The sequence below is a fragment of the Aquimarina sp. AD10 genome (assembly GCF_003443715.1).
GTDB classification, from domain to species: Bacteria; Bacteroidota; Bacteroidia; order Flavobacteriales; family Flavobacteriaceae; genus Aquimarina; species Aquimarina aggregata.
In genome coordinates, this window is record NZ_CP031965.1 from 4,513,217 (window position 1) to 4,537,693 (window position 24,477).

Below are 24,477 nucleotides of genomic sequence, written 5' to 3' on the forward strand. Positions count from 1 at the left end.
TTATGATTGTTTAGTTTTAGTAGTTTTTGAAGGTTTTGCGTTTTGGTCTTTAACAATTTCATCATCAAAGAGCATTCTAACAGAAGGAGTATATACATCATCGTATTGCCCATTTTTAACAGCTATAATAAAACTGATAAAAAAGACGATCGCTACGATTATACTAATCGTTAGAAGTATATAAATCACACCCATGTTTTACGTTTATGCCTCAAAAGTATGTGTGAAGCTTTTCTTAAAAAATGACATTTGTCAGGTTTTTCTGAGGATTTCTTTAGCAACTTTGTGAAAACTGATTTTTAACGCTCTAAAGATTTTTTGTTATGAAGAAAAATATAGGAAAGATAGATGCAGTTCTTAGAATTTTAATAGGCATTGTGTTAGCCTATTTATTCTATGAAAATTACGTTTCGAATACCTTAGGAATCTTTTTATTGACCATATCAGGAATAGTAATACTTACGGGTTTTGCAAGATGGTGCCCTTTGTATAAGGTGCTAAATATTACTACTTACAAGACTAATGAACATTAGTGATTATGATCGTATTTTCTATGTTTAGACCAGCTATAATCTGCATTAAGTGTGTATAATGTGATATCACTATATTCTTTGGCAGTAGTATATTCTTTAAATTCAAGATAGTTAGGTTTGATTATATATCCACCCCAATATTCTGGTCTTGGAATATCCTGATTTGTAAACAAATTTTGGTAATATCTAAAACGAGTATCCAGTATTTCTCGGGATAAAATTATATCACTTTGATACGATGCCCATGTAGCTATTTTACTTCCTTGGGGTCTAGAGTCAAAATACCCATCAGATAAATTGGAAGCAATTTTATGTGCTTTACCCAAAATAAGTACATTACGTTTTGCATTAGACCAGTTAAAATGAAGAGAAACATTATGGTTTGCGGCTATAGCTTTTCCTTTTTCGCTATTATAATTTGTAAAGAATACAAAACCTTCCCATGTAAATCGTTTTAATAAAACAACCCTACTTTTTGGATAACCATCTAATCCTATTGTAGATAATAGCATGATATTAGTTTCGTCTTCGGGATAAGCTTTATCTACTTCGTGAAACCATTTTTGAAAATGTGCTATTGGATTATGATCATTCAATGTCATTATGTTGACTTGGTTATTTTTTTACATGAAATATTTGTGAGTAGTGTAACATATAATACTACAGAAATAGAACTTAACGGCATTAATATAGCTGCAATTATTGGAGATAATTGGCCTGTAACAGCAAAAAATAGCCCGATTGTGTTATAGATAAAAGATAACACAAAACTTGACTTTATAATTCGGATTCCATTTTTTGATACGGTTAAATACGTAGAGATTTGATCAAATTTAGAGGCATCTAAAATGGCATCGCAAGCGGGCGAAAATACATTTACATTTTCAGAAATGGCAATACCCACATTACTTTGTTTAAGAGCTCCTGCATCGTTAAGTCCATCACCAACCATAACAACTTTTTGGTTTTTTTGCTGCAGGGATTTTATGTAGTTAAGTTTGTTATTAGGTTTTTGGTTAAAAAGCAAGGTAGTTTCTTCTGGAAGAAACTTTGTGAGATACTCTTTTTCACCATCATTATCACCTGATAAAATTGTTAATTCATAATCTTTGGATAAAGCTTCAAATATAGACTGTACACCATTTCTATATTGATTATGAAAACTATAATGCCCTTTATACGTATTGTTTGCACTAATATGTACACTCGTATTCAATTTTTCTGTAATTGTAGTACCCCCAACAAAATCCGACGATCCTATTTTTATATGCTCTTGATCCAATGTTCCTGAAATACCTTTTCCTAAATACTCTTGATAATCATCTAAGGTCATGATATCATATTGATCAAGTATGGCATATAGTTTTCGGCTTAAAGGATGGTTAGAGGCTCTTAAGGTATTTTTAAGCAAAGATTCTTCTTCAGGAGTCAGTGGCATACCGTGATATTGAATAGCTCCTGATGTAGCGGTAGTTATGGTACCGGTCTTATCAAAAATAATACTATCGATTTGTGCTAATTGCTCAATAACGTCCGTGTTTTTGAGATAGAATTTATGTTTTCCAAAAATGCGTAGGATATTACCTAAAGCAAAAGGTCTTGCCAACGCCAATGCACAAGGACAAGCAATAATTAATACAGCTGTAAATACATGTATTGCTTTTGTAGCATCAACAATAATCCAAAATGTAGTTGCCAATATTGCAATAGATAAAATGACTATTGTAAAATATTTGCTTATGGTATCTGTAAGATTTGTAAAGGAAACTGATGCCTTACTTGTAAAGATATCGTTACTCCATAATTGCGTTAGATAACTTTGTTCTACAGATTTTATCGCTTCAATCTCTATTGCTGCGTTCATTTGCTTTCCTCCGGCAAAAAGTTTATCACCAGATTGCTTAACCACAGGTTCTCTTTCGCCTGTTACAAAACTATAATCGATTTGTGCATCACCCTTTATTAAAATGCAATCTACAGGTATGAGTTCTCTATTTCGTATTAATAACCGATCACCTTTCTTAATATCATATACCTGAATACTCTTTTCTTTTTTGTTGTCTTTACTTATTCTAGTGACGGCAATTGGAAAATAGGATTTATAATCTCTTTCGAAGGATAAAAATGAATACGTTCTTTGTTGAAAAAATTTACCTAACAATAAAAAGAAAACAAGTCCGGTAAGACTGTCAAAAAAACCAGTACCCCAATCAAAAATAATTTCAATTGTACTTCGCATAAAAAGAGCTAGAATACCTAATGCAATTGGAATATCGATGTTTAGTATTCTGGAGCGTAAACCTTTGTAAGCCGAAATAAAATATTCTTGAGCTGCATAAAATACGACAGGAATTGAGAAGGCAAACATCAACCAACGAAAAGTATGTTTGTAACGCTCTAACCAAAATTCAGAAACTTCAAAATACTCAGGAAACGATAGAAACATTACGTTTCCAAAGGCAAATCCTGCAATACCTAATTTATAAATCAAACTACGATTTATTTGTTGTGCACCAGTCGAATAATCTTCTAAACTAATATAGGGTTCATAACCGATAGTGCTTAATAAAGAAACAACCTCTTTAAGTGAAATGCTTTTATTATTAAAAGTAATGCGTACTGTTTTTTTTGGAAAGTTAACTTGAGATACAGATATTTCAGGCTGAAGTTTATGCAGGTTTTCTAAAATCCAAATACACGAGCTACAATGTATATGAGGGATGTACAAAGTGATTATTTGAGTATTGTCATCGTCAAACTCAATTAGTTTCTCAGCAATAGCAGGAGTATCGAGATAATCGTATTTTCCTTCAATTTCTTTAGGAATGGCTCCAGGAGCTGATTGTAAATCATAATAACAGGATAAATCATGATTTGAAAAAATATCATATACAGTCTTGCACCCATTACAACAGAATGTTTTTTGATCATAGTTAATACTGTTTTTATCGCAATCATTTCCACAATGGAAACATGTGGATTCTACCATAATCGTCTCATTAATTTTTGCAAAGTTGTTAAAACACTTTTGGATATAATATGATTAATATCATACTTTCTTGACTGATAAAAATCATAGTTTCTGCATTTGTGTTTATCTAGTTTTATGATATTCTAAAACAGATAAGAATGAGAAAAATAGTTATTCCTACAGATTTTTCAGAAAATGCTATGAATGCTTTACAGTATGTTGTAGCGCTGTTTAAATATGAGCGTTGCGACTTTTTTATACTACATGCGTATGCAGATGAGGTATATGATCATAATAGATTAGTTTCTCCAGATGTTTTTGAAGAAGTAAAAGAAAAGGTTGGTCAAAATTCTGATAAAGAACTTGCTAAGGTTCTTACAAGGTTACATCAAATCTCACCTAATCCCAAGCATAACTACCAGACGATGTCGGTTTTTGGGACTTTAATAGATGAGGTTAATAGTATTGTAGAGCATGAAAATATAGATATCCTAATCATGGGAACCAGAGGAAAAACAAATGATCGAAATTTAACCTTTGGCAGTAACACATTACAAGTGCTTAAATACGTAAAATGCCCAGTATTAGGAATACCTGATAGTTGTATATATACGCAACCAAAAAAAGTGCTATTACCTACAGATTATCAACTGCCTTTTAAGAGAAGAGAACTAAAGTTATTGAATACATTCACCAAGAGCTTTAGGTCTAAAATTCACTTTTTATATGTTTCGAATTTTGATAAACTCTCTTTACGCCAAGAAGAGAACAAAGCTTTTCTTTTGGCTTCACTTTCAGAAATTGAACATGATGCCCATAGAATACTAGCAAAAGATATTACAACTGCTATCAATCAATTTGTAAAAGAAAATCGAATTGATTTTTTAGTAATGATAAATTCGAGAAGATCATATCTAGAAAGTCTACTATACCAATCAACAATAGATAAAATAGGATTACATATTAAAATCCCTTTTTTGGTGCTTCAAAATATAGAACGATAAAAAATAATCATGAAATAAATCTAATAAGATGAAACGTATTTTATTACCCACAGATTTTTCAGAAAATGCATTTAATGCCATTCGATATGCGATGCAATTGTTTAGAGATGATGATACTACTTTTTATCTGTTAAACACATTTACTCCCGTTTCGTATAATGTGGGATACTTGGTTGAAACCCCAGTACCCTATGATTTTGAGAATATTGCCTTGATGAATTCTAAAAAACAAATAGAAGAAACTGAAAAAAGAATTAAAAAGGAATTCAAAAACCCTAGACATAATTTCATTCAATTATCAGCTCTTAATACTTTGGTCGGAGAAATTAAAGAAGTAGTAGATAAATACATGATCGACTGCATCATAATGGGAACAAAAGGGGCAACAGGAGCAAAAGAAGTATTTATAGGAACACATACAATGTACACTATAAAAAATGCTAAATGTCCTGTTATAGCGGTTCCTGATGGCTTTGAATACGAAAAACCTAAAGATGTTTTATTTGCTACAGATTATAAAGTTAAACAGGACAATGCTTTTTTGCCTTTTTTAAAAGAAATCTGTGATCGACACCTATGTAGAATGAATATATTAAATGCATATTACGGAGTTGCATTAGAAGAACATCAACAAGAAACCAAACAGTTTTTAGATGAGTACTTTAAAAGCAATGCGCATGTATTTCATTTGGCAGAAGGTGTTGATGTGTTAGAAGCAATAGAAGACTTTCAGGTAAAGTATAAAATCAATTTACTGGTCATGATTCATAACAAACATTCCTTTTTTGAAAACTTACTTTTTAAACCAGTTATTCACCAAATAGCATATCATACTAATGTGCCATTTTTAGTGATTCCTTCAAAAAAAAGGATGGAATAATCGATGATTAAAACTAAGAGCTCATGAAAAGGATATTAATTCCTACTGATTTTTCTGATAATTCGTGGAATACAGTGTTGTATGCTATGCAATTGTATAAAGGCACTACTTGCACGTTTTACGTATTACATGCTTATGACCTTAGTTCTGTACAATTAGCAACAACAATAAGTTCGCAAAGGATAGGATATTTATATGATTCTGTTAGAGTACAATCTCAAGAAGGACTAAAAACAGTCCTTGAAGATATTAAAAATTCTAGGACGGATGCAGCACATAGTTTTGTTACTATTTCTAAACCAGGTTCTTTGGCACATACGATTCAAGAAGTAATTACTAAAGATTACTTTGATATGATCGTAATAGGTACAAAAGGTGCTACAGGAGCTAAAGAGATTTTTCTAGGAAGCAATACTCATAATGTTATCAAGAACGTTAATAATTGTCCGATTTTGGTAATTCCTGAAATGTATACTTTTAAAGGGATTTCTGAAATAGGTTTTGCAACAGATTTTAAAAGAATATATCATAGATCAGAAATAGCTCCTATACTACACTTATCAAAATCGTATGATGCTACTATAAGAATGATACATATATATGACCAACCAGAATTAGGTAGTATTCAAAGTTATAATTCAAGTTCACTAGAGCATTTTTTTAAGAGTGTGAAATATGATTTTCATGTTATTCCGGATTTCTCTACACTTGAGAATGCGGTTGATTTGTTTATAAGTGATTTAAAAATTGATATACTTGTGATGATCAATTATGAACATAGTTTTATAAAACGATTATTAAGAGAAGAGGTTATAAAGAAAATAACTTTTCATACTACAATTCCCTTTTTGATTATTCCTGCCGATACATGATAATTATCATAGCATTTTAAACGATTTGCTCATAGTTTTATAATTCAATATTTAAAACTAAGACCATGAAAAAGATACTAGTACCTACCGATTTTTCAGATAATGCTTATAATGCATTATACTATGCAACGCGCTTATTTAAAAATGAACCGTGCCTGTTTTATATTTTGAATACTTTAGATACCGACAAAAGTACTTTACTGGGTAAACAAGGTGAACAGTTAGTAAACGAATCAAAAGAAAAATTGATAGAAGTATTTCATTCAATTACGAGAGATACCGAGGATTATAAACATTCTTTTGATATTATTTCTACCTCTCAAAAACTAATAACTACAATAGAAAGTATCGTTGCAGAAAAGCAAATCAATCTAATTGTAATGGGAACCAAAGGAGCTACTGGTGCAAAGGGCTTTTTTATCGGAAGCAATACATCAAACATAATTCAAAAGATTAAATGTTGTCCAGTTCTTGCGGTACCCGAAACTTTTAATTTTGAAAGTACAGAAGCCTTTTTTTCTACAAAAAATATGGTGGTTTAAAACTGTTTAAAACGCTCTAATTAATTTAAATGAGAATCGTCATAAGGTTCTTGATAGCTAGTAATTAGCTTCTTTCCATATAGGATATAAAATAAGTAAATAATGAAACGAATATTAGTACCTACCGATTTTTCAAATAATGCATATAGTGCACTTTTTTATGCTACTCAATTATTTCAAGATGAAGCTTGTCATTTTTTTATTCTAAACACTTTTGATGTTGAAACTCCTGTTTTAACAAGTAGACTAGATAAAACCAAGGGAGAGTTATTATACAAGCGACTTAGTAAAGAATCTAATGAGAAACTAATTGCTGTAAAACATGCAATTGTGAGAGATACAGAGGACTTTAATCATCATTTTGAGACTATATCTGTATCAAAAAAATTAACAGAAACTGTAAATAAAACAATCAAAAATAAAGATATTGATCTTGTGGTTATGGGTACCAAAGGAGCTAGCGGGTTAAAAGAAGTTTTTATAGGAAGTAATACAGTTAAAGTGATTCAAAAAATTAAAGACTGTCCTGTGTTAATGATTCCGGTAAATTTTGATTTTCAAAAACCTACAGATATAGCCTTTGCAACAGGTTTTAAAACAATCGATAATAAAGCACTGCAACCACTATTAGAAATAACCAAATTGTTTGACGCTACAATTAGGGTCATACATATTCATGAAAATGAAAAATTAAACCAAGAGCAAGAAGAAAATTTTAAGATTTTGAAAGGATATCTCAACAATCATAAATATAGCATGCATTGGGTATCCAACTTTACAAAAAAATCCGAAATCATAAATGAATTTATTGATAAAATGAATGTTAATATGTTAGTGATGTTAAAGCACAGACATGGTTTAATAGAAAGTGTTACTCGTGAAGCAGTAGTAAAAAAAATAGGCTTTAAAGCTACGATTCCATTTTTAGTAATTCCTGCGGTAATGAGCTGATAATTATCATAGTTTTCTCTAGCGGATACATTTATTTTTATAGAAATCAATTTAAAAAACCATACAGATGAGAAAGAAAATTTTATTACCTACAGATTTTTCCAGAAATGCTTGGAATGCTATTACATATGCAATAGAACTTTATAAAAATGAAGATTGTGATTTTTATGTTTTAAACACCTTTAGTGTTACCGGATATGGTTTAGAAAGTATGATGGTTCCAGAGCCAGGTGAAAAATTATATGAAGAGGCAAAAGAAAAATCAGAAAAAGGATTAGGCAAAATTCTAGAAAGACTAACATTTAGAGATGATAATCCAAATCATAAATTTTATATGGTTTCTCAATTTAGCTTATTACTAGACGCTATCTTGGATTTGGTCGAAAAAAGAGATATCGAGATGGTTATCATGGGGACCAAAGGTAATACAGATGCAGCAACCATAGTATATGGTAGCAATACTGTTCTTATCATGGAAAAAGTAAGAAACTGTCCTGTAATGGCAATACCTCAAGATACATTATATCAGGAACCTAAAGAAATTGTATTTCCCACAGATTATAAAACAAGTTTTAAAAGAAGAGAGTTACAGCATGTTATAGAAATAGCAAAAATTAGCAATGCAGCAATACGGGTATTATATGTTTCAGATGGAGAACCATTGACCCAAGAACAAGAAAATAACAAGAAATTGTTAGAAGAAAACTTTGATGCCATACAACACACTTTTCATGTACTACATAATGTTGATGTAAAAGGAGGATTAAGTGCTTTTGTAGAGAGTAGAGAGAGTGATATGATCACTTTTGTAAACAGAAAGCATAGTTTTTTTGGAAGTATATTTTCAAAACCAATGGTTAAGAATTTAGGATACCACTCTAAAGTTCCCGTTTTAGCATTACATGATATCAAAAACTAAAATATAAAAAGATGAAGAATATAGGAATTTGGATAGATAAAGAAAAAGCTCATGTTATCAAAGTAACCGATAACCAAGAAGAAATGATAACAATACTGTCAGAGATTGATACTTTCAAAATTTCTGGAGGATCCGGAACTCGTTTTAAAGGCGGTCCACAGGATGTTGTGCATGATAGTAAGTATTTAGAAAGAGAGAAAAAACAACATAAAGAGTACTTTAAAAAAATAGCACAGCTACTAAAAGAAGCAGATAAAGTTGTGATTTTTGGACCTGCAGAAACAGGGCAAAAATTTAATAAAGAACTTAAAGAACACTATGCAGATATTAGTAAAAAAGTAAAAGATGTACTTAGGGCAGATAGTATGACTGATAACCAAACAAAAGCCCTTATACGAGAGTATTTTAATACAAATAATACGTTTGCCTGATCTAGTTGTCAAAAGGATCTTAGTTTGGTAATCTCACTAGTATCGCATTTTGAATGTTAATTCACATAATTTTTCTTCAGTTTAAAACTAATACTAATGAAATCAACAGCGATCGCATCTCAAAAAGAACTTAAAAACCTTCATCTTGATAATCTGGATTGGAAATCAAATCTAGAGTTTATAGAATCCGAAGTAAAGTTTATCAATCAATTATTAAACTCGTATGTATTTGAGCCTACTACTCCTAATCTTTTTGAACGGTTACAAGAGTATAAGATTACTATGAAAACACTAGAAAAAGATATTTCAAAGTTACATCAAGAGATACGAAAACATGAAAACGAATTAGGAGGGATGCTAGAATGTGATACTATTTCTTGTGATAATTATTATTATAAAGATCACCTGATATTACAACAAGATTTTGATGAGTTTTATCAAAGGTTTAAAAAATTGAAATCTGAAGTTTTTAATTATGCTGGCGGTATACTCAAAAAAAATAAGAAAGACTGTTAGAAGGCAATAAACTGATATTTATCATTTTAAGAAAGCTGTTGTATGTCTAACTTTAATACTCAAAATAATCAATAACATTAAAAACGTAAAAACATGTCACTAATTAAATTTAACAAGAACAGATTTCCTTGGTTTAATGACCGAGCATCTAACTGGTTGGATACCGATGATTTTTTTGCAGATGATTTTTTTGTAAGAGATAGAAATCTACCTGCAATGAACCTAAAAGAAAACGAAGATGCCTTTGAAATCGAACTCGCAGTTCCTGGTTTTTCTAAAAATGATATTGAAGTAACCATGGAAGACGACGTATTGCATATTTGTGCAAAAAATAGTAATGAAGAAATAGAAGAAGATAACGGTTATAAGCGTAGAGAGTTTAGCTATAACGAATTTGATCGTAAGTTACAATTACCTACTAGTATAAACCAAAATGAGGATGTAAAAGCGAAGTATAACAATGGCATTTTGACTGTAAAACTTTTAAAAACAGAAGAGGTCAAAGAACAACCTAAAAAAATTATAGAGATTAATTAATTTTAATAGGTAAGACAGAGGATAAAAAGGGGCATCATTATCCTCTGTCTTTATGAAATTGGATGTCTTGTGATTGTAAAACTAAAATCTAAAACCGATGAAAACGCAAGCACCAAACACAAAATATGTAGCATGGAAAAGTCCAGAAGAATTATATGAAACCTCTTTGCATTGGATATCAGAATTAAAGTTTATCAAGGATGAGCAGCAATTTTTAACTAAACTTGTTGAAGAGCATACACTACACCTTATTTCTAAAGAAAATTATAGAAAAAGTAAAGTCATCATACAAGAACTAGCATACAAACAAAAGATGATAACTCCTTTACTAAAGAAAATAATTAATCACCATAATGAACTTTTAATACTTGTTGATGATCTAGATGAACTTGTAAAGGAAAAAGAATACAAGCAACATCATCGAGTACTATTACAAGAGGTTAATGTATATTTTAATCACTATAAAGAGCTAAAAAGAACAATTTTTAATTTGATCAAAACGATCATGAAAGAGAATAAACAAAAGCGATTATTAAGTTGATTTTTTAATGAAAAGAACAGCCATAATAGTAGTCTTTTTAGTTTTGATGAGTTTTATAGGCATTTGGATTTGGTATGCGCATAAATATGAGATGGATACTGTAATACCAATTAAGGTCAAGGATTCAAGTCTAACTACTAAAGTGTTAATAGCCTCGCAGGGTAGTAGTTTTAAAGACTCTTTGGTACTAGGTATGCTAAGGCATTATCAAAATGAGGATATCTATTTTAAAGTGATAGATGCCTACACATTTTTTACTGTAGATATTGATAAATGGGATGCTATAGTAATTATTAATTCTTGGGAGTATAATCGTCCTCCATTTAATCTCAGGAAATTTATTAAAAACCACCCTGATCAGTTAGATAAACTAATTGTTGTTTCAACTGTGGGTAGCAGTAATATAGTGTTAAAAGATGTTGATGTGATATCAGGAGAATCTATAATAACCAAAGCCCCAAAATATACTACCATACTGGTAGAACGATTAAACAAAATAATAAAGTAAATAGGGATACTATGAATAAGCGATATATATATCTTTTCATGATCATCGGACTTTTTTATAGCTGCTCATCTAGTGAGTTAGTCGAAAATTGGAAAAATCCAGAAATAGATACTTTTGAAGCACAAAAAGTGCTGGTCATTGGCATATCATCAAACGATAGTAACCGAAAAGTATTTGAAAAGAAACTTGTAACAGAACTAGGTAAGAATGGAGTTAACGCAGTAAGAAGCCTTGATTTTTTTGAAGAAACCTTTACGAGTACTCCTAGAACAGAAGAGGATATACTTGCTTTAGAGTCACAATTAGTCGAAAAAGAATTTGATGCGATATTACTTTCCAAAGTAGTAAGAATAGAAGATAAAGTCAGTACGGTACAAGCATATAGAAATTTAGATAAAACATTTAATAATTTTAGAGATGATTATTATGAAAATCAAGAAATCTATTATAACGATGGGTATTACGAAGAATACCAGGTTTTTCATGCAGAGTCGTCTCTCTATTGTATTTGTTCTGATAAAGACAAAGAATTAATATGGAAAGGATCAATAGACATCACCGAACCCGAAAATATTAAAAAGGCAGTTGGTGATTATATAAAAGTATTGGTTTGGGCTTTAAAAGGACAGCGATTATTAATCATTGAAGATTTTGAAGATGAAGATATTGACTTATAGTAGTAAAGATTTTGAAATTCCTTTTCTCGAAAAATCGAATAATGAGGTACATCATGTAAAATATATACCAGATCATCTTACATCAAAAACGGCAGCACTAGCTATGGAGTTTGATGCTATTTGTATTTCCCCCGCAGATGATGGGTCAACTATGGTGTTAGAACGATTAAAAGACTTTAATATAAAATATATCGTTCTTCGATCTACTGGGTATGACAATATCAACTTGGCTACTGCCCAAAAACTAAATATTAAAGTAGCTAATGCTGCGGGATATTCACCGATTACCATTGCAGAGCATGGGATTGCGCTATTATTAGCAATTAAACGTAAGCTTATACAAGCTAACCAACAAGTAAATGCGTATAACTTTTCTCTAAGTAACTTGGTTGGAACCAATCTAAATCAAAAAACGGTAGGAGTCATTGGTACGGGTAGAATAGGTAAAGCATTAAGCAAAATACTATATGGCTTTGGTTGCACTATTGTGGGGCACGACATTCAAGAAGATAAAGAGTTAGTCGAGCAATATGATATGAAGTATATGGATCTTGAAAACATATGTAGACAATCCGGCATTATTTTTTTGAGCACGCCTTTAAATACCCGAACATATCACCTTATTAATAAGAGCTGTATTGATCTTATGAAAAAAGAAGTTATAATTGTCAATATTGCACGTGGTGCAATAGTAGATACAAAAGATATTATAACCGCTTTGATATCAAAAAAAATAGCAGCTTATGCCGCAGATGTGTATGAGTATGAACAAGGAATTTTCTTCTATGATCGTTCTAAAAACAAACCAGATGATACAGTATTAAAACAACTTATCGATTTACCTAATGTACTGCTCACAGCGCATCAGGCTTTTGCTACTAAAGAAGCGCTTACTACTATTGCAGATACGACCTTTTGTACAATTAACTGTTGGGCTCAAAACAAACCGAGTACGCATGAACTTATTCCTGCATTAGTGGGGTAGTTTATGTTTTATAATACCATATAAAAAAGTACCTAAAATAGAAGAAATAATAACAATTAAGATAGGTAAATATCCTGCGCCTAATAATACAAACATAGGGCCAGGACATGCTCCTGCAAGTGCCCAACCTAATCCAAAAATGATCCCACCGAACATATATCTTTTAAAACTTCTGTTTTTTGGTTGAATTTTTATACCCTCCCCGTAAAGCGATTTTATATTCAATTTTTTGATGAGCTGAATTACGATAATACCAAGACCCACTGCAGAACCGATGATGCCGTACATATGAAAAGATTTAAACTGGAACATCTCATAAATTCTAAACCACGAAGCCGCTTCGGACTTAAATAATACAATCCCAAAAAAAATCCCGATGAATAAATATATAATTGAACGCATATGGTTAAAAAATTAAAGGAAAAATAAAATGAATCATGAGTAGGCCTCCGATAAAAAAGCCAATAACTGCAATTAGTGATGGTATTTGCAAATTACTTAATCCAGAAATGGCATGGCCAGAGGTACAACCACCAGCATAACGAGCCCCGAAACCTACTAGTAATCCACCAATAATTAGAAAAATTAACTGTGATGGATCTGAGAAAATTGCATTGGCAAATAATTCATTGGGTAAATACGCTTCTCCTGCGCTTTTAAAACCTTGGTTTTGCAGTTTACTAATCACTTCTGGATGCAAATCAACAGCAGCATCTTTGGTTAAAAAATTAGCGCCAATGTATCCACCTATTATAGTCCCTATTGCTACAATTAAATTCCAACGTTGTGCTTTCCAGTCAAATCTAAAAAAATCTGCTGCTTTACCAGCGCCACACATAGTACACATGGTTCTTAAATTTGAAGACATTCCAAATTGTTTCCCAGTAATTAGTAATGCAAACATTACCAAAACAATTAATGGCCCAGAGATATACCATGGCCATGGATCAAAAATCCAATTCATTCTATAAAATTTAGGTACAAATTAACCTGAATAAAAGTAAATTGTATGTGACTTATGTTACATAACCATAATTTTTCAACCTTTTATCATATAAATATAGACTTTGCTATTTAGGTAACATTAAAGTATTTGTCTAATTGTAGTTTAGCTTCTTGATATCCTAAATCAAGAACCTTATCAAGATTACTACTGCTAAAAATCCCATGATTAACGAGCTTTTTAGGTTGTATTACGATATCACAATGTTTAAATTTCATTTCGGCATTAGGCATAGCTCTAAGGTAATACGCACGCTGCATTACGTTATAAGAATGCTTAAAATCAGAAATTTTGGGTTTTTTTATGGGGGAGACGTCTACACCAATAATCATATCACATTTTTGAAGAAGAGGATCTATAGGAAAGTTGTCTAAAATTCCGCCATCGGCATACAATTCTTCTTCGATCATGATAGGTGTAAAAACTCCAGGAAATGCCGCCGATGCTAAAATCGGTTTGATCAATTGTCCTTTGCTAAAAACTTTTACGGTACCCTCGATAAGGTTTGTTGCGGTGATAAAGAGTTTCTTATCCAGGGCTTCAAAAGAATTATCAGGAAAGAAGTTTTCGAGGTCGTCCTGAAATTTTTCAGAATCTAGAAACCCCGCTTTTTTTCGGGTAAATCGATTAAAATTAAATATGGATGTTTTTGTGAAGAATTTTTTGATTTCATCAGGAGAATATGCCCCTGCATATAAAGCTCCTGCAATTGCTCCTGCACTAGTGCCAGAGACAAAATTGGGGATAATACCAGCTTCTTCAAGAGCACGTATCACACCTATGTGAGCAACGCCTTTAAATCCGCCTCCTGATAATACTAGTCCTATGTTTTTCGGTATTTCCATATGTATTAAAACATTACAAATATTATAAAACAGGGCTAAAAACTTTAGCAATACCTTCTTTTAATTTGTGATGCCACGGTCTTTTTACAAAGGTATCATAGTTTAACTGAATACTTTTATGACAGTCATTCAAAAAATCGTTTTTAAGTGAAATCGCAAAAGAATCATCATAAATTACAGCATTTACCTCATAGTTTTGTTCAAAACTTCTTATATCTAGATTCGTCGTTCCTACAGATGATATTGTATCATCAGATACTATAGTTTTACTATGTACAAATCCTTCAGGGAACAGATAAATTTTTACTCCAGCCTGTAATAATCTTTCAAAGTAAGAACGAACACACCACTTAACAATTGCATTATCTGATTTTTTGGATAGTAATAATCGTATATCAACGCCGCTCATAGATGCAACTTTTAGTGCATCTAATATAGATTCTCCAGGAATAATATAAGGATTGGTAATGTATACATAATCCTGAGCTTCATTAATTATAGAAAAATACATATGTTGCGTTGCCGAGAAATCAGAATCTGGACCACTGTGCACTATTTGTGCTGTGGATCCTATTGCATTTTTATGAGGATAAAAATAAGAAGTTTTTAAAATGTTGTCATCAGAACTTACTAAATACCAATCCATAGCAAAAATAGCTTGTAAGCTATGTACAATAGGGCCCTCTAGTTGAAGGTGCATATCATGCCAGGCACCTAGATTGGGATCTCCTTGTACATATTTATCCGATACATTAATACCACCGGTAAATGCAATCTGATCGTCAATAACGATAATTTTGCGATGATTTCTATAGTTTATCGATGATAAGAATTTTCCAAACCTAATCGGTAAAAACTTATAAATTTCTACTCCTATTTCTTTAAGTTTATTGATATACAATTTGTTTAAGGATATGCTTCCGATACCATCATATAGAATGCGTATGGCGACACCTTTCTTTATTTTTCTTTCGAAGAGCTCAAAAAGACCTTGAGATAATTTCCCTTCTTCAAAAATATAATACTCTAAATGTATAAAATGCTTTGCTTTTTCAAGGGCTTCAAATATTGCTTGAAAGGTTGCGTTTCCATTTTTTAAAAGCCTTAAAGAATTTCCGGTAGAAGGTGGAAACGATGAATTCTTAGTGATAAGAGACATTATTTTTTGATGCTCTTTTCGTTCTTGATCGGTAATAAATTCATGATACTTTTGTACCTCTTTGATATATGAGTTTATTTCTGGAGTATGTTTGAGACGAAATAATTTATTTTTCCTTCTATTTCTGCCTAACATTAAGTAAAGAAACATTCCACCCACAGGGATCGTAAAAATAGTTAGTAACCATGCCAAAGTTTTTGTTGGACGCATGCCATTTAATAGTAACCTAATAACAATACTAACTCCTATAAGGATGTAAAAAGAGAAGGCAATATAAAATAACATCTAACTATTTTTAGTTGGCCATCTAAAGATATTAATTTGTATGCATAATAAGAAGAGGAACTCTTGTTCCGTAACTTATTTTTGACGTTTCTGAACCATTAAAGAAACGATCCAGAAACGTTTCTCGTTGTATAAACATAGCAGTCATATCAACATTCATGATTTGTACAAAACTTGCAATAGCTAAAGCCGTTGGAACGTTGATAATAGAATGAAAAGTATGATTTATACCTTTAAAAAACTCTTTCATATGTTTTTTGTCATCAAAATCGGCAATGGTTACCGTCTCATCTTCCTTAATTTTAAGAATGCGTAATGAGGCTTTATGTTTTTGAACAGTATCTAATAAAGGTTCGATACCATCTGGGTTAAAATAATCATTATAATCTATCGTATACAAAACTGTTTTAAGTTCTTTAAACTGATATCCTTGAGGGATTGCAATTACAGGGCAATCTATTTTGCGAATTACATTAAGTGTATTACTACCAAAAACTATTTCATTAGCTCCAGTAGCACCATTTGTTCCCATCATGATAAGGTCAATGTTTTTAGAACGAACTGCTTGTTTTATTGCATCGGTGAAGGTATCATAATCGGTAATACTTTTAAAAGTATAGTTTTCTTGGGAATGCTGTTCTTGTAGTTTTTTGATTAAGATATCAAGTTTCTTTTTTGCATCGCTAATAACCGATTGATGTATTGACGTATTTGCAGGAGCAACCATTAAATCATCCGACGTGTAATGAGATGCTTTTTGTACGTTAAGAATATAGAAAGTACACAATTCATGTTTAAAAAAATGCATAGCATAGTCGATAGCATTTTTTGCGTTTTCAGAAAAATCTGTGGGTAATAAGATATTTTTCATAGTCCTCGATTTTAGTATTCTTAAAAATAAATAAGAAAGGTTATGATTACTATGATATTTATCATTCTGATCATTTATCGCCCAAAATCTTATGGTTATATTCGACTTAAGCAATTACTGGTATAAAAATGTAACAAAAGGACATGTTTTGGAGTCTTACATTATATGTCAAAGAGTATACTCCATATCATTTTTTGCTTTTTTGCGGCGAGTAGCCTTGCGTTTAATAATGGACATAGTTTTTATTTGGATAATGAAACTATTGTTTTTTCTAAAGCTGAAATTTTAAATGAGTATACCGCTAGAATTCCTTTTAAACTCGTAGATAATTTAATTGTTGTAGAAGCAGAAATTCTTGATAAAAAAGGAGATTTTATAATTGATACAGGATCTGAAGTACTTATCCTTAACGAGGTTCATTTTCCATTACAATACCAACACCCTTCAAGAAAAAAAGAAGCCTCTGGAGTGATTTCGATTACTGATAATACATTTGAGCAGCAAGTCAAGGAATTTATTCTTCAAAATTTTAATTTAAAGAATAAGATGTCTAATACGGTAAACTTATCGCATATTGAAAAAAGCAAGAAAATACGATTATTAGGGGTTATTGGATATAGTATTTTAAAAGATTATGAAGTATTTATAGATACTTACCTTAATCAAATTACACTAACTAAAGTAGATAAGTTTGGTCAAAAATTAGATGAAAATGTATATGCCGAAAAAATTACAGATAGTATTGACTTTAAGTTGAAAAATCACACCATCGTGCTCAATGGTTTTGTAGGGAATCAAGAAGTTAAGTTTGGTTTAGATAGTGCAGCAGAATTTAATCAGATTAATAAAAAAGTAGGTAGAAAAGTATTGAAATACTTTTATCCGAAGAAGCGATTGATTTTATCTGGAGCTAGTACTGATCAAATTGAAGTAATGGCAGGAAAATTGTTTCGAGTAAAATTAAGTAAAACAATTTATTTTGGACCCATGAATACTGTTTTGACTAATTTAAATAGAATGAACGAGGCCTTTGGAACCAAACTAGACGGTGTTCTAGGATTTGAGTTTTTTCAACAAAAAAGAACTATCATTAATTATCAGAAAGAAAAGCTTTATTTTGTAGACTACCCAATATTGAGATATTGAAAAAGAATATTTTACATAGCATTTTGTTAATTCTTGTTTGTACGAGCGAACTCTTATATGCCCAAAAAGATCCTTTTAAAGGGTACAAGATCGAAGGCGATATGTTGGTATTTGTTTTTGATAAAAGAGATTATGAAAAAGCTACAGGAGCTAGCCAAAAGATTAAAATAGAAAATCTAGATATTAAAAATGTAGTTGTAGCAGGAGAATTTAATGGCTGGTCTAAAGATAAATGGGAGATGATTAAGATTGATGCTAATAGATATGAACTTAGAAAAAAACTAAGTGATTTTACAGATGAATTTTCTTGGGAGTTTAAATTTGTAATTAATAATGCTTACTGGGCAGAACCTTCACGTAAAGACAAAAATATAACGAGAGCATTCGAAAACGGTTATGCACTACCCGCATATAACTTAAAAATGTATATAGCGTATCCGGATAAAAATGGTAATGCAACTTTTACGCTTAATGGATTTAATAATGCAAGAGAGGTTATTTTAAGCGGTAGTTTTAATAAGTGGGATGAAGATATGTTTAGTATGATCAAAAATGAAGAATGCTGGATGTTAACTCTAAATATAAGACCAGGAACGTATCAATATAAATTTATAGTCGACGGTAAATGGATGGAAGACCCTGAGAATCCTAAAAAGGTAATTAATGAATTTAACGGATACAATTCTGTGTTGGATATTCAAGGTTCTTCTAACTTTTTGCTTAATGGATTTCAAAATGCTAAAAAAGTAATTCTGTCTGGTTCATTTAACGAATGGTCAGAAAACATTTGTGAAATGAACAAGACAGAAGAAGGGTGGAAGCAAACATTAATGTTATCTGCTGGCAAATATCATTATAAATTTATAGTCGATGATAAATGGATACTTGATCCAGATAATCCCGTAAGAGAATATGACTATAACGGAAATATTAATTCTGTTTGTATCGTAAAATAATACACTTTAAGAGATTAGTTATTTTTTACTATTATCAACATAAAGATCTTCTTGCCAGACACCTTGTTTTACAATAGCTCCTGCAGTATCAAATAACTTTCCTTTACCGTTTTGCTTGTCGTTTTTCCACTTTCCAGTGTATTTTGTTCCGTCTGCCCAATGCATAGTTCCTTTACCATGACGTTGATTGTTTTTAAATGCACCTTCATAATAGTCGCCATTTGGCCATGTGTACGTTCCTTTTCCTGATATTTTATTGTTTACAAAACTACCAGAGTATTTTGCAGTGTCAAACCAGATAACAATACCTTTGGATAAGGATCCGTTTAAGACCTCTACGTCAAAAATTGCCCCTTGAGATTTAAACTTATACCATCCGTTAGTTAATTTGGCAATATGTCGAGTCGGAACGTCATTAAGGCTTTGAGCGGTACTATAAAAAATGGTTCCAAGAACAAAAATTAGTAAAAAAATATTTTTTTTCATGTTTTTCCTTTTCTTATTATTGTCGCATTAAGTAAAGGAATACTTACAATAGTTAAGAAAATAAGATTAAAAACGCGTAAAAATGTAGTGGTTTAACCGCCAATAGTAATCATGCTACGATTATTTAGATGTGCATCACTTTCTTTAAATTTATCAAGTGTATCCATGCCATTACGTATTTTTAATTTAGACTTAATAGCTTGCTGGATTATAGTGTGAATAGGTTTTCCTTCTCTTAAAGGTGTTAATAAGTCGGATTCTTTAGAAGAAAACAGGCAATTTTTTATTTGCCCATTAGCTGTAAGACGAATTCTGTTGCAACCATCACAAAATGGATTAGTAACCGAGCTAATAATTGCAAAAGTCCCTTTATGATTTTTTATTTGATAACTTTTGGTAGTATCGTTAACAGCGTCTTTTAACTTAATAATATTTTCTGCTTTGAAATTTGAATTTACTTGTGAAAGAACCTCTTCTAGGGAAACTAGTTTATCCATATTCCATCGATTACCGTCAAAGGGCATAAACTCTATAAAACGAACCTGAATGGGTAGGTCTTTTGTTATAGTAATAAAATCAATAATTTCATTATCATTAAACCCCTTCATAAGAACGCAGTTTACTTTTACATAAAAACCTTCTTTAACTAATAAAAGAATATTTTGATATACTTTTTCAAAATAAGATCTTCTGGTAATATCATTGTTTTTTTGAGCATTTAAAGAGTCTAAACTTACATTTAAAGTCTTAATACCACATTTCTTAAAATGATCAATAAATTTATCTACAATAACACCATTTGTAGTTAAGGTGAGCGAAACAGGAAGTGAGGCTAATTTTTCCATGATTAAGGCTGCATCTTTACGAACTAAAGGTTCCCCACCAGTTAAGCGTATTTTTGTAACTCCTCTGTCTACAAATTCTTTAGCTATTGTATAGATCTCTTCATAGGTCATAATGTGGTCCTTAGGAGATAATTGAATTCCTTCTGCAGGCATGCAATAGGTACAACGAAGATTACAACGTTCGGTAAGAGAGATACGCAGATAGTTGTGTTTTCTGCCAAAGGTATCGGTTAATATGTCTCCTTTTATAGATTCTAAAGGTTTTGAAAACCTTTGTGAACCTGTATTTGATTTAGTCATGTCGTGCTCCTTTCAAAATTCTAAATACATGAAGTATTTCTGGAAAAATAGCATCCATAGATTCTTTTGCACCATTGGTAGAACCTGGTAAAGCTAGGACTAAAGTGTCCTTAATGGTTCCAGCAACACTTCTTGAAAGCATAGCATAAGGCATACGATCTTGTCCATATTTCCGTATAGCTTCTTCGACTCCTGGAATTGTTCTGTCTAAAAGGGGGCGTAGTGCCTCTGGAGTTACATCACGTCCAGATAAACCGGTACCTCCTGTGTAGATGATAAGATCTGCTCCCAGTTGTTGATATGTTCTTGCCTTTTCTTGAATGATTTCAACTTCATCAGGAATAATTATATAATCTTGAATTTCTACTTCACAAGATTCTAATTTTGCTATGATTGCTTTACCCGCTTTATCTTCTTTTTTACCAGCCGAAATTGTATCAGAACATACGATAACTGCAGCTTTTAAATCTCTTCTAAATTTGTCTTTGTAATCAGACTTACCTCCTTTTTTAGTAAGAAGTTTAATATGATGAATTTCTACACCTTTATCTATCGGTTTAAGCATATCATACATATTTAAAGCTACAACACTAGCCCCGTGCATTGCTTCAACTTCTACACCTGTTTTATAGATGGTTTTTATAGTTACTAATATCGTAATTTCAAGATTTTCTATCGAGTAGTCAATGCCAGTATATTCTATGGGTAATGGGTGGCAATCAGGTAATAAATCTGGAGTTTTTTTTACTCCTAATAAGCCAGCAGCTTTACTCATGGCAAAAACATCACCTTTAGGAACAGTACCATTTTTAATAGCTTTGATAGTCTCAGGTTTGCTAACCTTTACAATGGCTTGGGCTGTTGCAATTCTTAATGTTGACGTTTTTTGTGTGATGTCTACCATCTTATTTATGTTTCAATTTTATACTGCGCTTAGATAGTTGTTGTATCAATTTTTAAGTGTTTTGTTTCCACTGATGTGTTTGATCTTCGAAAATTTCTTTTCCAAACACGGGTACATCTGCTTTGATCGCTTCAACAACATATTCTAAAGCTTTAAAAACAACTTTTCTTCTTGGTGAAGAGACAAAAACAAAAAGACAAATTTCTCCGACTTCTACTTTACCAAGGCTATGATAGATGTGCATACAAGTAAGGTCAAATTTCTCAAATGTAGCTTCACGAATTTCATGAAATTTTTGATTGGCCATTTCTTCGTAAGCCGTATAATCTATAGCAGTTACCATTTTACCTTCAATCTCATCTGCGCGAACCTGCCCTAAAAAAATATTATGAGCACCAATACTTGTTTTGGATTGATGTTTTGCAATAGAAGTACCTATAAAATCTGATGATATAGGCCCTTGTTTAAATACGTTTTTGAACTTCTTTGTTTCCATATGTCTTTTATACTTCTTTTACTGCTTGATACTCAGAAAGTGCAATTGCTCCTCCTTTGATATGTGCTATGTTATTGAACCCGTTGTCTAGTAATAATTCTGCGGCTTTTTTGCTTCGAATTCCTGATTGACAAAAGAGTATAGTTTCTTTTTCTTTTGAAATATTTTGAACCTCTTCTTGAAGTTTACCAAGTGGGATATAAATAGGTGCTAGATCTTCAATTTTGGGGTGTTCATGAGGCTCTCTTACATCAATGTATTGTACATTATTTTTAGAGAATGCTGCTTCTGCATCAATTTCTACGACCTGAATAATTCCACAAAAAGTATCATAATTCATGGTTTCAAAATCATTCTGTAAAGCTTTAGTTTTCGAAATTTGTAATTCAGATCTATGAATTTTGAAAGCTGAAGATTGCATAGTTAAGCAATCAAATTGCAATAATTTTCCATTAAGAATGTCTCCTAAATCAAGTACAATTTTTAGTACTTCATTAGCTTGCATACTACCAATAATACCAGGTAGAACACCTAACACTCCGATATCTGAACATGAAGGAACACTACCTGCTTTAGGTGGTTCGGGAAATAAACATCTATAGGTAGGACCGTTTTTATAGTTAAAAACAGCAACCTGCCCTTCAAATTTAAAAATAGCCCCATATACTAGTGGTTTATTCATTAATATACAGGCATCATTGACTAAATACCTTGTCGAGAAATTATCGCTTCCGTCCACAATAATATCATACTTAGAAAAAAGTGAGCACGCATTTTTTGTAGTTAGCTTCTCGGGATAAGCAGTAATGGTAATCTCAGGATTTAAATCGGTAAGTCGCTGCTTTGCAGCAATTGCTTTGTTAATACCTAAAGAGCTGGCACCATACAATATCTGTCGATGTAAATTTGAAGATTCTACAACGTCAAAATCAATAATACCAATAGAACCAATACCAGCAGCTGTAAGATACTGAAGTATAGGGCACCCTAATCCACCAGCACCAATAACCAATACCTTAGAATTATCTAATTTTTCCTGACCGGAAACACCAATTTCTGGAAGGATAATTTGTCTGTGATATCTAGAATTAAATGAGCTCATTATTTATCTTTTGTACTTTTGTTTTTATTCATCCCCCTGCAAAAGGAGGCAATAATGCTATTTCAGTTTCTGTAGTTATGGCATAATCATGAGCAACAAGCTCTTGATTAACGGCTACTTTAAAATCTTTATTACTAAGTTTTGGGTGCTGCTTTTTTAAGCTAATTAATAACTCGGCTACAGAACACGTATCTATTTGTAATTGTTCTTCAGAAATTGATGTGGCTTCGGCCAACATTCCAAAATATTTAATGGTTAACTGCATTTTTAATTACTTTAAAATCATCAACGGTATTTATATTGGCTACCAAAACACGTTCTTTTTCAAGAATTGAAATCGTTTTTACTTCTAAAGCTGAAACAAGTTTTCGTAAGCGTTTTTCATTGGCATCTAATAATTCGATACATTTTTTGGCACATCGCTTTTTATATAAAGCAATCAACGGAATTGTTTTTCCGTTATCTTCAAATTGAACAACGTCATATATTTCTTTATCTTGAAGAGATAGCTTTTCTAACAACGATCTATTAATTAATGGTACATCGCAACTCACTACAAAATTTGAAGGAGTATTTGAATGTGTTAATCCAGTATGTATTCCTGCAATAGGACCAGAGTCTGGAATAATATCTTCTACTCTTTTGTGTGCAAATTGATCATAATCTTTAGTATTGCTTACAATGATTATTTCAGATACCAACGGTTGCATTGCTTCGATGATATGTTCAACAAATGTTTTATTATTATAGACTAGCAGGCCTTTATCACTTCCCATTCGAGAGCTTTTGCCTCCTGCAAGTATAATTCCTGTAATGTTTTCTTCATTATTCATCGTATCATGAGCACTTTATATAGAAACTTGTTTTAGTTCTTTATCAAGAAACTCCCAACATCTTTTATTAATAGATTCGAATGTGTCGATGACCTTTTCTCCGTACTCAGTTAACTTAGCCCCACCGCCTCCTTTGCCACCTGTTGCGGTTATAACAAGAGGTTGTTTGGCAGTTTTGTTCATACTATCCAATAAATTCCATGCTTTTTTATAAGACATATCCAAAGAGCTTGCGGCTTTACTTAACGAACCTTGTTTTGAGATTGCTTTAAGTAAACGAACTCTTCCTTCACCAAGGAAAACCCTATCTTGTGATTCAATCCAAATTCTACTTTTAATCGTGTATTCCATAATACCAGCGTTCGGTTTTTAAAGATAC

At 31.6% G+C, this 24,477-nt stretch carries 32 protein-coding genes; 16 read left to right on the plus strand and 16 right to left on the minus strand.

The window, feature by feature from the left end; all coding sequences use genetic code 11:
• Positions 1–195, minus strand: coding sequence for a cbb3-type cytochrome oxidase assembly protein CcoS (gene ccoS / locus D1816_RS18735; protein ID WP_066316171.1), 195 nt, complete (start codon positions 193–195; stop codon positions 1–3).
• Positions 196–323: 128 nt separating this feature from the next.
• Between ccoS and D1816_RS18740 the strand changes: the two genes are divergently transcribed.
• A complete protein-coding gene (locus D1816_RS18740; protein WP_066316174.1) occupies positions 324–533 on the plus strand; it encodes a DUF2892 domain-containing protein in 210 nt (69 codons plus the stop codon).
• Here D1816_RS18740 and pdxH read toward each other — a convergent pair.
• Both pdxH and D1816_RS18750 read right to left on the minus strand, forming a co-directional pair.
• On the minus strand, positions 530–1,135 hold the full coding sequence (gene pdxH, locus D1816_RS18745; protein ID WP_066316176.1) for a pyridoxamine 5'-phosphate oxidase: 606 nt from the start codon (positions 1,133–1,135) through the stop codon (positions 530–532). The genes D1816_RS18740 and pdxH overlap by 4 nt on opposite strands.
• The gene (locus D1816_RS18750; RefSeq protein ID WP_118504841.1) at positions 1,135–3,522 is read right to left on the minus strand and encodes a heavy metal translocating P-type ATPase metal-binding domain-containing protein; all 2,388 of its coding nucleotides are present in this window, start codon (positions 3,520–3,522) and stop codon (positions 1,135–1,137) included. The genes pdxH and D1816_RS18750 overlap by 1 nt, the downstream gene beginning before the upstream one ends.
• Positions 3,523–3,662: 140 nt before the next feature.
• Here D1816_RS18750 and D1816_RS18755 point away from each other — a divergent pair, with 140 nt between their 5' ends.
• The 13 genes from D1816_RS18755 (at position 3,663) to D1816_RS18815 (ending at position 12,867) form a co-directional block, all read left to right on the plus strand.
• The gene (locus D1816_RS18755) at positions 3,663–4,508 is read left to right on the plus strand and encodes a universal stress protein (protein WP_118504843.1); all 846 of its coding nucleotides are present in this window, start codon (positions 3,663–3,665) and stop codon (positions 4,506–4,508) included.
• Positions 4,509–4,536: 28 nt separating this feature from the next.
• The gene (locus D1816_RS18760; protein WP_118504845.1) at positions 4,537–5,388 is read left to right on the plus strand and encodes a universal stress protein; all 852 of its coding nucleotides are present in this window, start codon (positions 4,537–4,539) and stop codon (positions 5,386–5,388) included.
• Positions 5,389–5,411: 23 nt separating this feature from the next.
• Positions 5,412–6,260 carry a universal stress protein gene (locus D1816_RS18765; protein WP_118504847.1) on the plus strand — a complete coding sequence of 283 codons (849 nt, stop codon included), beginning with the start codon at positions 5,412–5,414 and terminating at the stop codon, positions 6,258–6,260.
• Between the two features lie 65 nt (positions 6,261–6,325).
• Entirely contained in the window at positions 6,326–6,802 is a 477-nt protein-coding gene (locus tag D1816_RS18770) for a universal stress protein (RefSeq protein WP_066316193.1), read from the plus strand.
• Positions 6,803–6,904: 102 nt separating this feature from the next.
• A complete protein-coding gene (locus tag D1816_RS18775; protein WP_066316195.1) occupies positions 6,905–7,753 on the plus strand; it encodes a universal stress protein in 849 nt (282 codons plus the stop codon).
• Positions 7,754–7,820: 67 nt separating this feature from the next.
• Positions 7,821–8,672 carry a universal stress protein gene (locus tag D1816_RS18780; protein ID WP_118504849.1) on the plus strand — a complete coding sequence of 284 codons (852 nt, stop codon included), beginning with the start codon at positions 7,821–7,823 and terminating at the stop codon, positions 8,670–8,672.
• Positions 8,673–8,683: 11 nt separating this feature from the next.
• A complete protein-coding gene (locus tag D1816_RS18785; RefSeq protein ID WP_066316206.1) occupies positions 8,684–9,103 on the plus strand; it encodes a hypothetical protein in 420 nt (139 codons plus the stop codon).
• Between the two features lie 96 nt (positions 9,104–9,199).
• Positions 9,200–9,619 (plus strand): hypothetical protein, encoded by a 420-nt coding sequence (locus D1816_RS18790; protein WP_118504851.1) that lies wholly within the window; start codon positions 9,200–9,202, stop codon positions 9,617–9,619.
• Positions 9,620–9,712: 93 nt separating this feature from the next.
• On the plus strand, positions 9,713–10,156 hold the full coding sequence (locus tag D1816_RS18795) for an Hsp20/alpha crystallin family protein (RefSeq protein ID WP_118504853.1): 444 nt from the start codon (positions 9,713–9,715) through the stop codon (positions 10,154–10,156).
• Between the two features lie 97 nt (positions 10,157–10,253).
• On the plus strand, positions 10,254–10,697 hold the full coding sequence (locus D1816_RS18800; RefSeq protein ID WP_066316211.1) for a hypothetical protein: 444 nt from the start codon (positions 10,254–10,256) through the stop codon (positions 10,695–10,697).
• A 7-nt stretch (positions 10,698–10,704) separates the two neighbouring features.
• Positions 10,705–11,205, plus strand: a complete 501-nt coding sequence (locus D1816_RS18805) for a hypothetical protein (RefSeq protein ID WP_118504855.1) — start codon at positions 10,705–10,707, stop codon at positions 11,203–11,205.
• A 38-nt stretch (positions 11,206–11,243) separates the two neighbouring features.
• A complete protein-coding gene (locus D1816_RS18810) occupies positions 11,244–11,882 on the plus strand; it encodes a hypothetical protein (RefSeq protein WP_232517405.1) in 639 nt (212 codons plus the stop codon).
• On the plus strand, positions 11,863–12,867 hold the full coding sequence (locus D1816_RS18815; RefSeq protein WP_118504857.1) for an NAD(P)-dependent oxidoreductase: 1,005 nt from the start codon (positions 11,863–11,865) through the stop codon (positions 12,865–12,867). The genes D1816_RS18810 and D1816_RS18815 overlap by 20 nt, the downstream gene beginning before the upstream one ends.
• Here D1816_RS18815 and D1816_RS18820 read toward each other — a convergent pair.
• The 5 genes from D1816_RS18820 to D1816_RS18840 all read right to left on the minus strand — a co-directional run bounded on the left by D1816_RS18820 (position 12,856) and on the right by D1816_RS18840 (position 17,030).
• Positions 12,856–13,269 (minus strand): DUF6691 family protein, encoded by a 414-nt coding sequence (locus D1816_RS18820; RefSeq protein ID WP_118504859.1) that lies wholly within the window; start codon positions 13,267–13,269, stop codon positions 12,856–12,858. The genes D1816_RS18815 and D1816_RS18820 overlap by 12 nt on opposite strands.
• A 4-nt stretch (positions 13,270–13,273) precedes the next feature.
• Entirely contained in the window at positions 13,274–13,831 is a 558-nt protein-coding gene (locus D1816_RS18825) for a YeeE/YedE family protein (RefSeq protein WP_066316226.1), read from the minus strand.
• A 110-nt stretch (positions 13,832–13,941) separates the two neighbouring features.
• Positions 13,942–14,715, minus strand: coding sequence for a patatin-like phospholipase family protein (locus D1816_RS18830; RefSeq protein WP_118504861.1), 774 nt, complete (start codon positions 14,713–14,715; stop codon positions 13,942–13,944).
• A gap of 22 nt (positions 14,716–14,737) precedes the next feature.
• Entirely contained in the window at positions 14,738–16,159 is a 1,422-nt protein-coding gene (cls, locus tag D1816_RS18835) for a cardiolipin synthase (protein ID WP_118504863.1), read from the minus strand.
• Between the two features lie 31 nt (positions 16,160–16,190).
• Positions 16,191–17,030, minus strand: a complete 840-nt coding sequence (locus D1816_RS18840) for a universal stress protein (protein ID WP_118504865.1) — start codon at positions 17,028–17,030, stop codon at positions 16,191–16,193.
• A 165-nt stretch (positions 17,031–17,195) separates the two neighbouring features.
• Between D1816_RS18840 and D1816_RS18845 the strand changes: the two genes are divergently transcribed.
• Both D1816_RS18845 and D1816_RS18850 read left to right on the plus strand, forming a co-directional pair.
• Entirely contained in the window at positions 17,196–18,176 is a 981-nt protein-coding gene (locus tag D1816_RS18845) for a hypothetical protein (RefSeq protein WP_147405139.1), read from the plus strand.
• Positions 18,173–19,132, plus strand: a complete 960-nt coding sequence (locus D1816_RS18850) for a glycogen-binding domain-containing protein (protein WP_118504869.1) — start codon at positions 18,173–18,175, stop codon at positions 19,130–19,132. Before D1816_RS18845 ends, D1816_RS18850 begins: the two co-directional genes overlap by 4 nt.
• Positions 19,133–19,150: 18 nt before the next feature.
• On the opposite strand, the gene D1816_RS18855 is transcribed toward D1816_RS18850, so the two are convergent.
• The 8 genes from D1816_RS18855 to D1816_RS18890 form a co-directional block, all read right to left on the minus strand.
• A complete protein-coding gene (locus tag D1816_RS18855) occupies positions 19,151–19,618 on the minus strand; it encodes an MORN repeat-containing protein (protein WP_066316238.1) in 468 nt (155 codons plus the stop codon).
• Positions 19,619–19,710: 92 nt separating this feature from the next.
• Positions 19,711–20,763: a GTP 3',8-cyclase MoaA gene (gene moaA / locus D1816_RS18860; RefSeq protein ID WP_118504872.1), complete on the minus strand. Its 1,053-nt coding sequence runs from the start codon at positions 20,761–20,763 to the stop codon at positions 19,711–19,713.
• Positions 20,756–21,667, minus strand: a complete 912-nt coding sequence (moaCB, locus tag D1816_RS18865) for a bifunctional molybdenum cofactor biosynthesis protein MoaC/MoaB (RefSeq protein ID WP_066316242.1) — start codon at positions 21,665–21,667, stop codon at positions 20,756–20,758. Before moaCB ends, moaA begins: the two co-directional genes overlap by 8 nt.
• 52 nt (positions 21,668–21,719) lie before the next feature.
• Positions 21,720–22,163, minus strand: a complete 444-nt coding sequence (locus tag D1816_RS18870) for a molybdenum cofactor biosynthesis protein MoaE (protein WP_066316245.1) — start codon at positions 22,161–22,163, stop codon at positions 21,720–21,722.
• A 7-nt stretch (positions 22,164–22,170) separates the two neighbouring features.
• On the minus strand, positions 22,171–23,265 hold the full coding sequence (gene moeB, locus D1816_RS18875) for a molybdopterin-synthase adenylyltransferase MoeB (protein WP_118504874.1): 1,095 nt from the start codon (positions 23,263–23,265) through the stop codon (positions 22,171–22,173).
• A 28-nt stretch (positions 23,266–23,293) separates the two neighbouring features.
• Entirely contained in the window at positions 23,294–23,530 is a 237-nt protein-coding gene (locus D1816_RS18880; RefSeq protein WP_066316249.1) for a MoaD/ThiS family protein, read from the minus strand.
• Complete coding sequence (locus D1816_RS18885) at positions 23,514–24,098, minus strand: molybdenum cofactor guanylyltransferase (RefSeq protein ID WP_118504876.1); 585 nt, start codon at positions 24,096–24,098, stop codon at positions 23,514–23,516. The genes D1816_RS18880 and D1816_RS18885 overlap by 17 nt, the downstream gene beginning before the upstream one ends.
• 15 nt (positions 24,099–24,113) lie before the next feature.
• A complete protein-coding gene (locus D1816_RS18890; protein ID WP_118504878.1) occupies positions 24,114–24,449 on the minus strand; it encodes a winged helix-turn-helix domain-containing protein in 336 nt (111 codons plus the stop codon).
• Between the last annotated feature and the right edge of the window lie 28 nt (positions 24,450–24,477).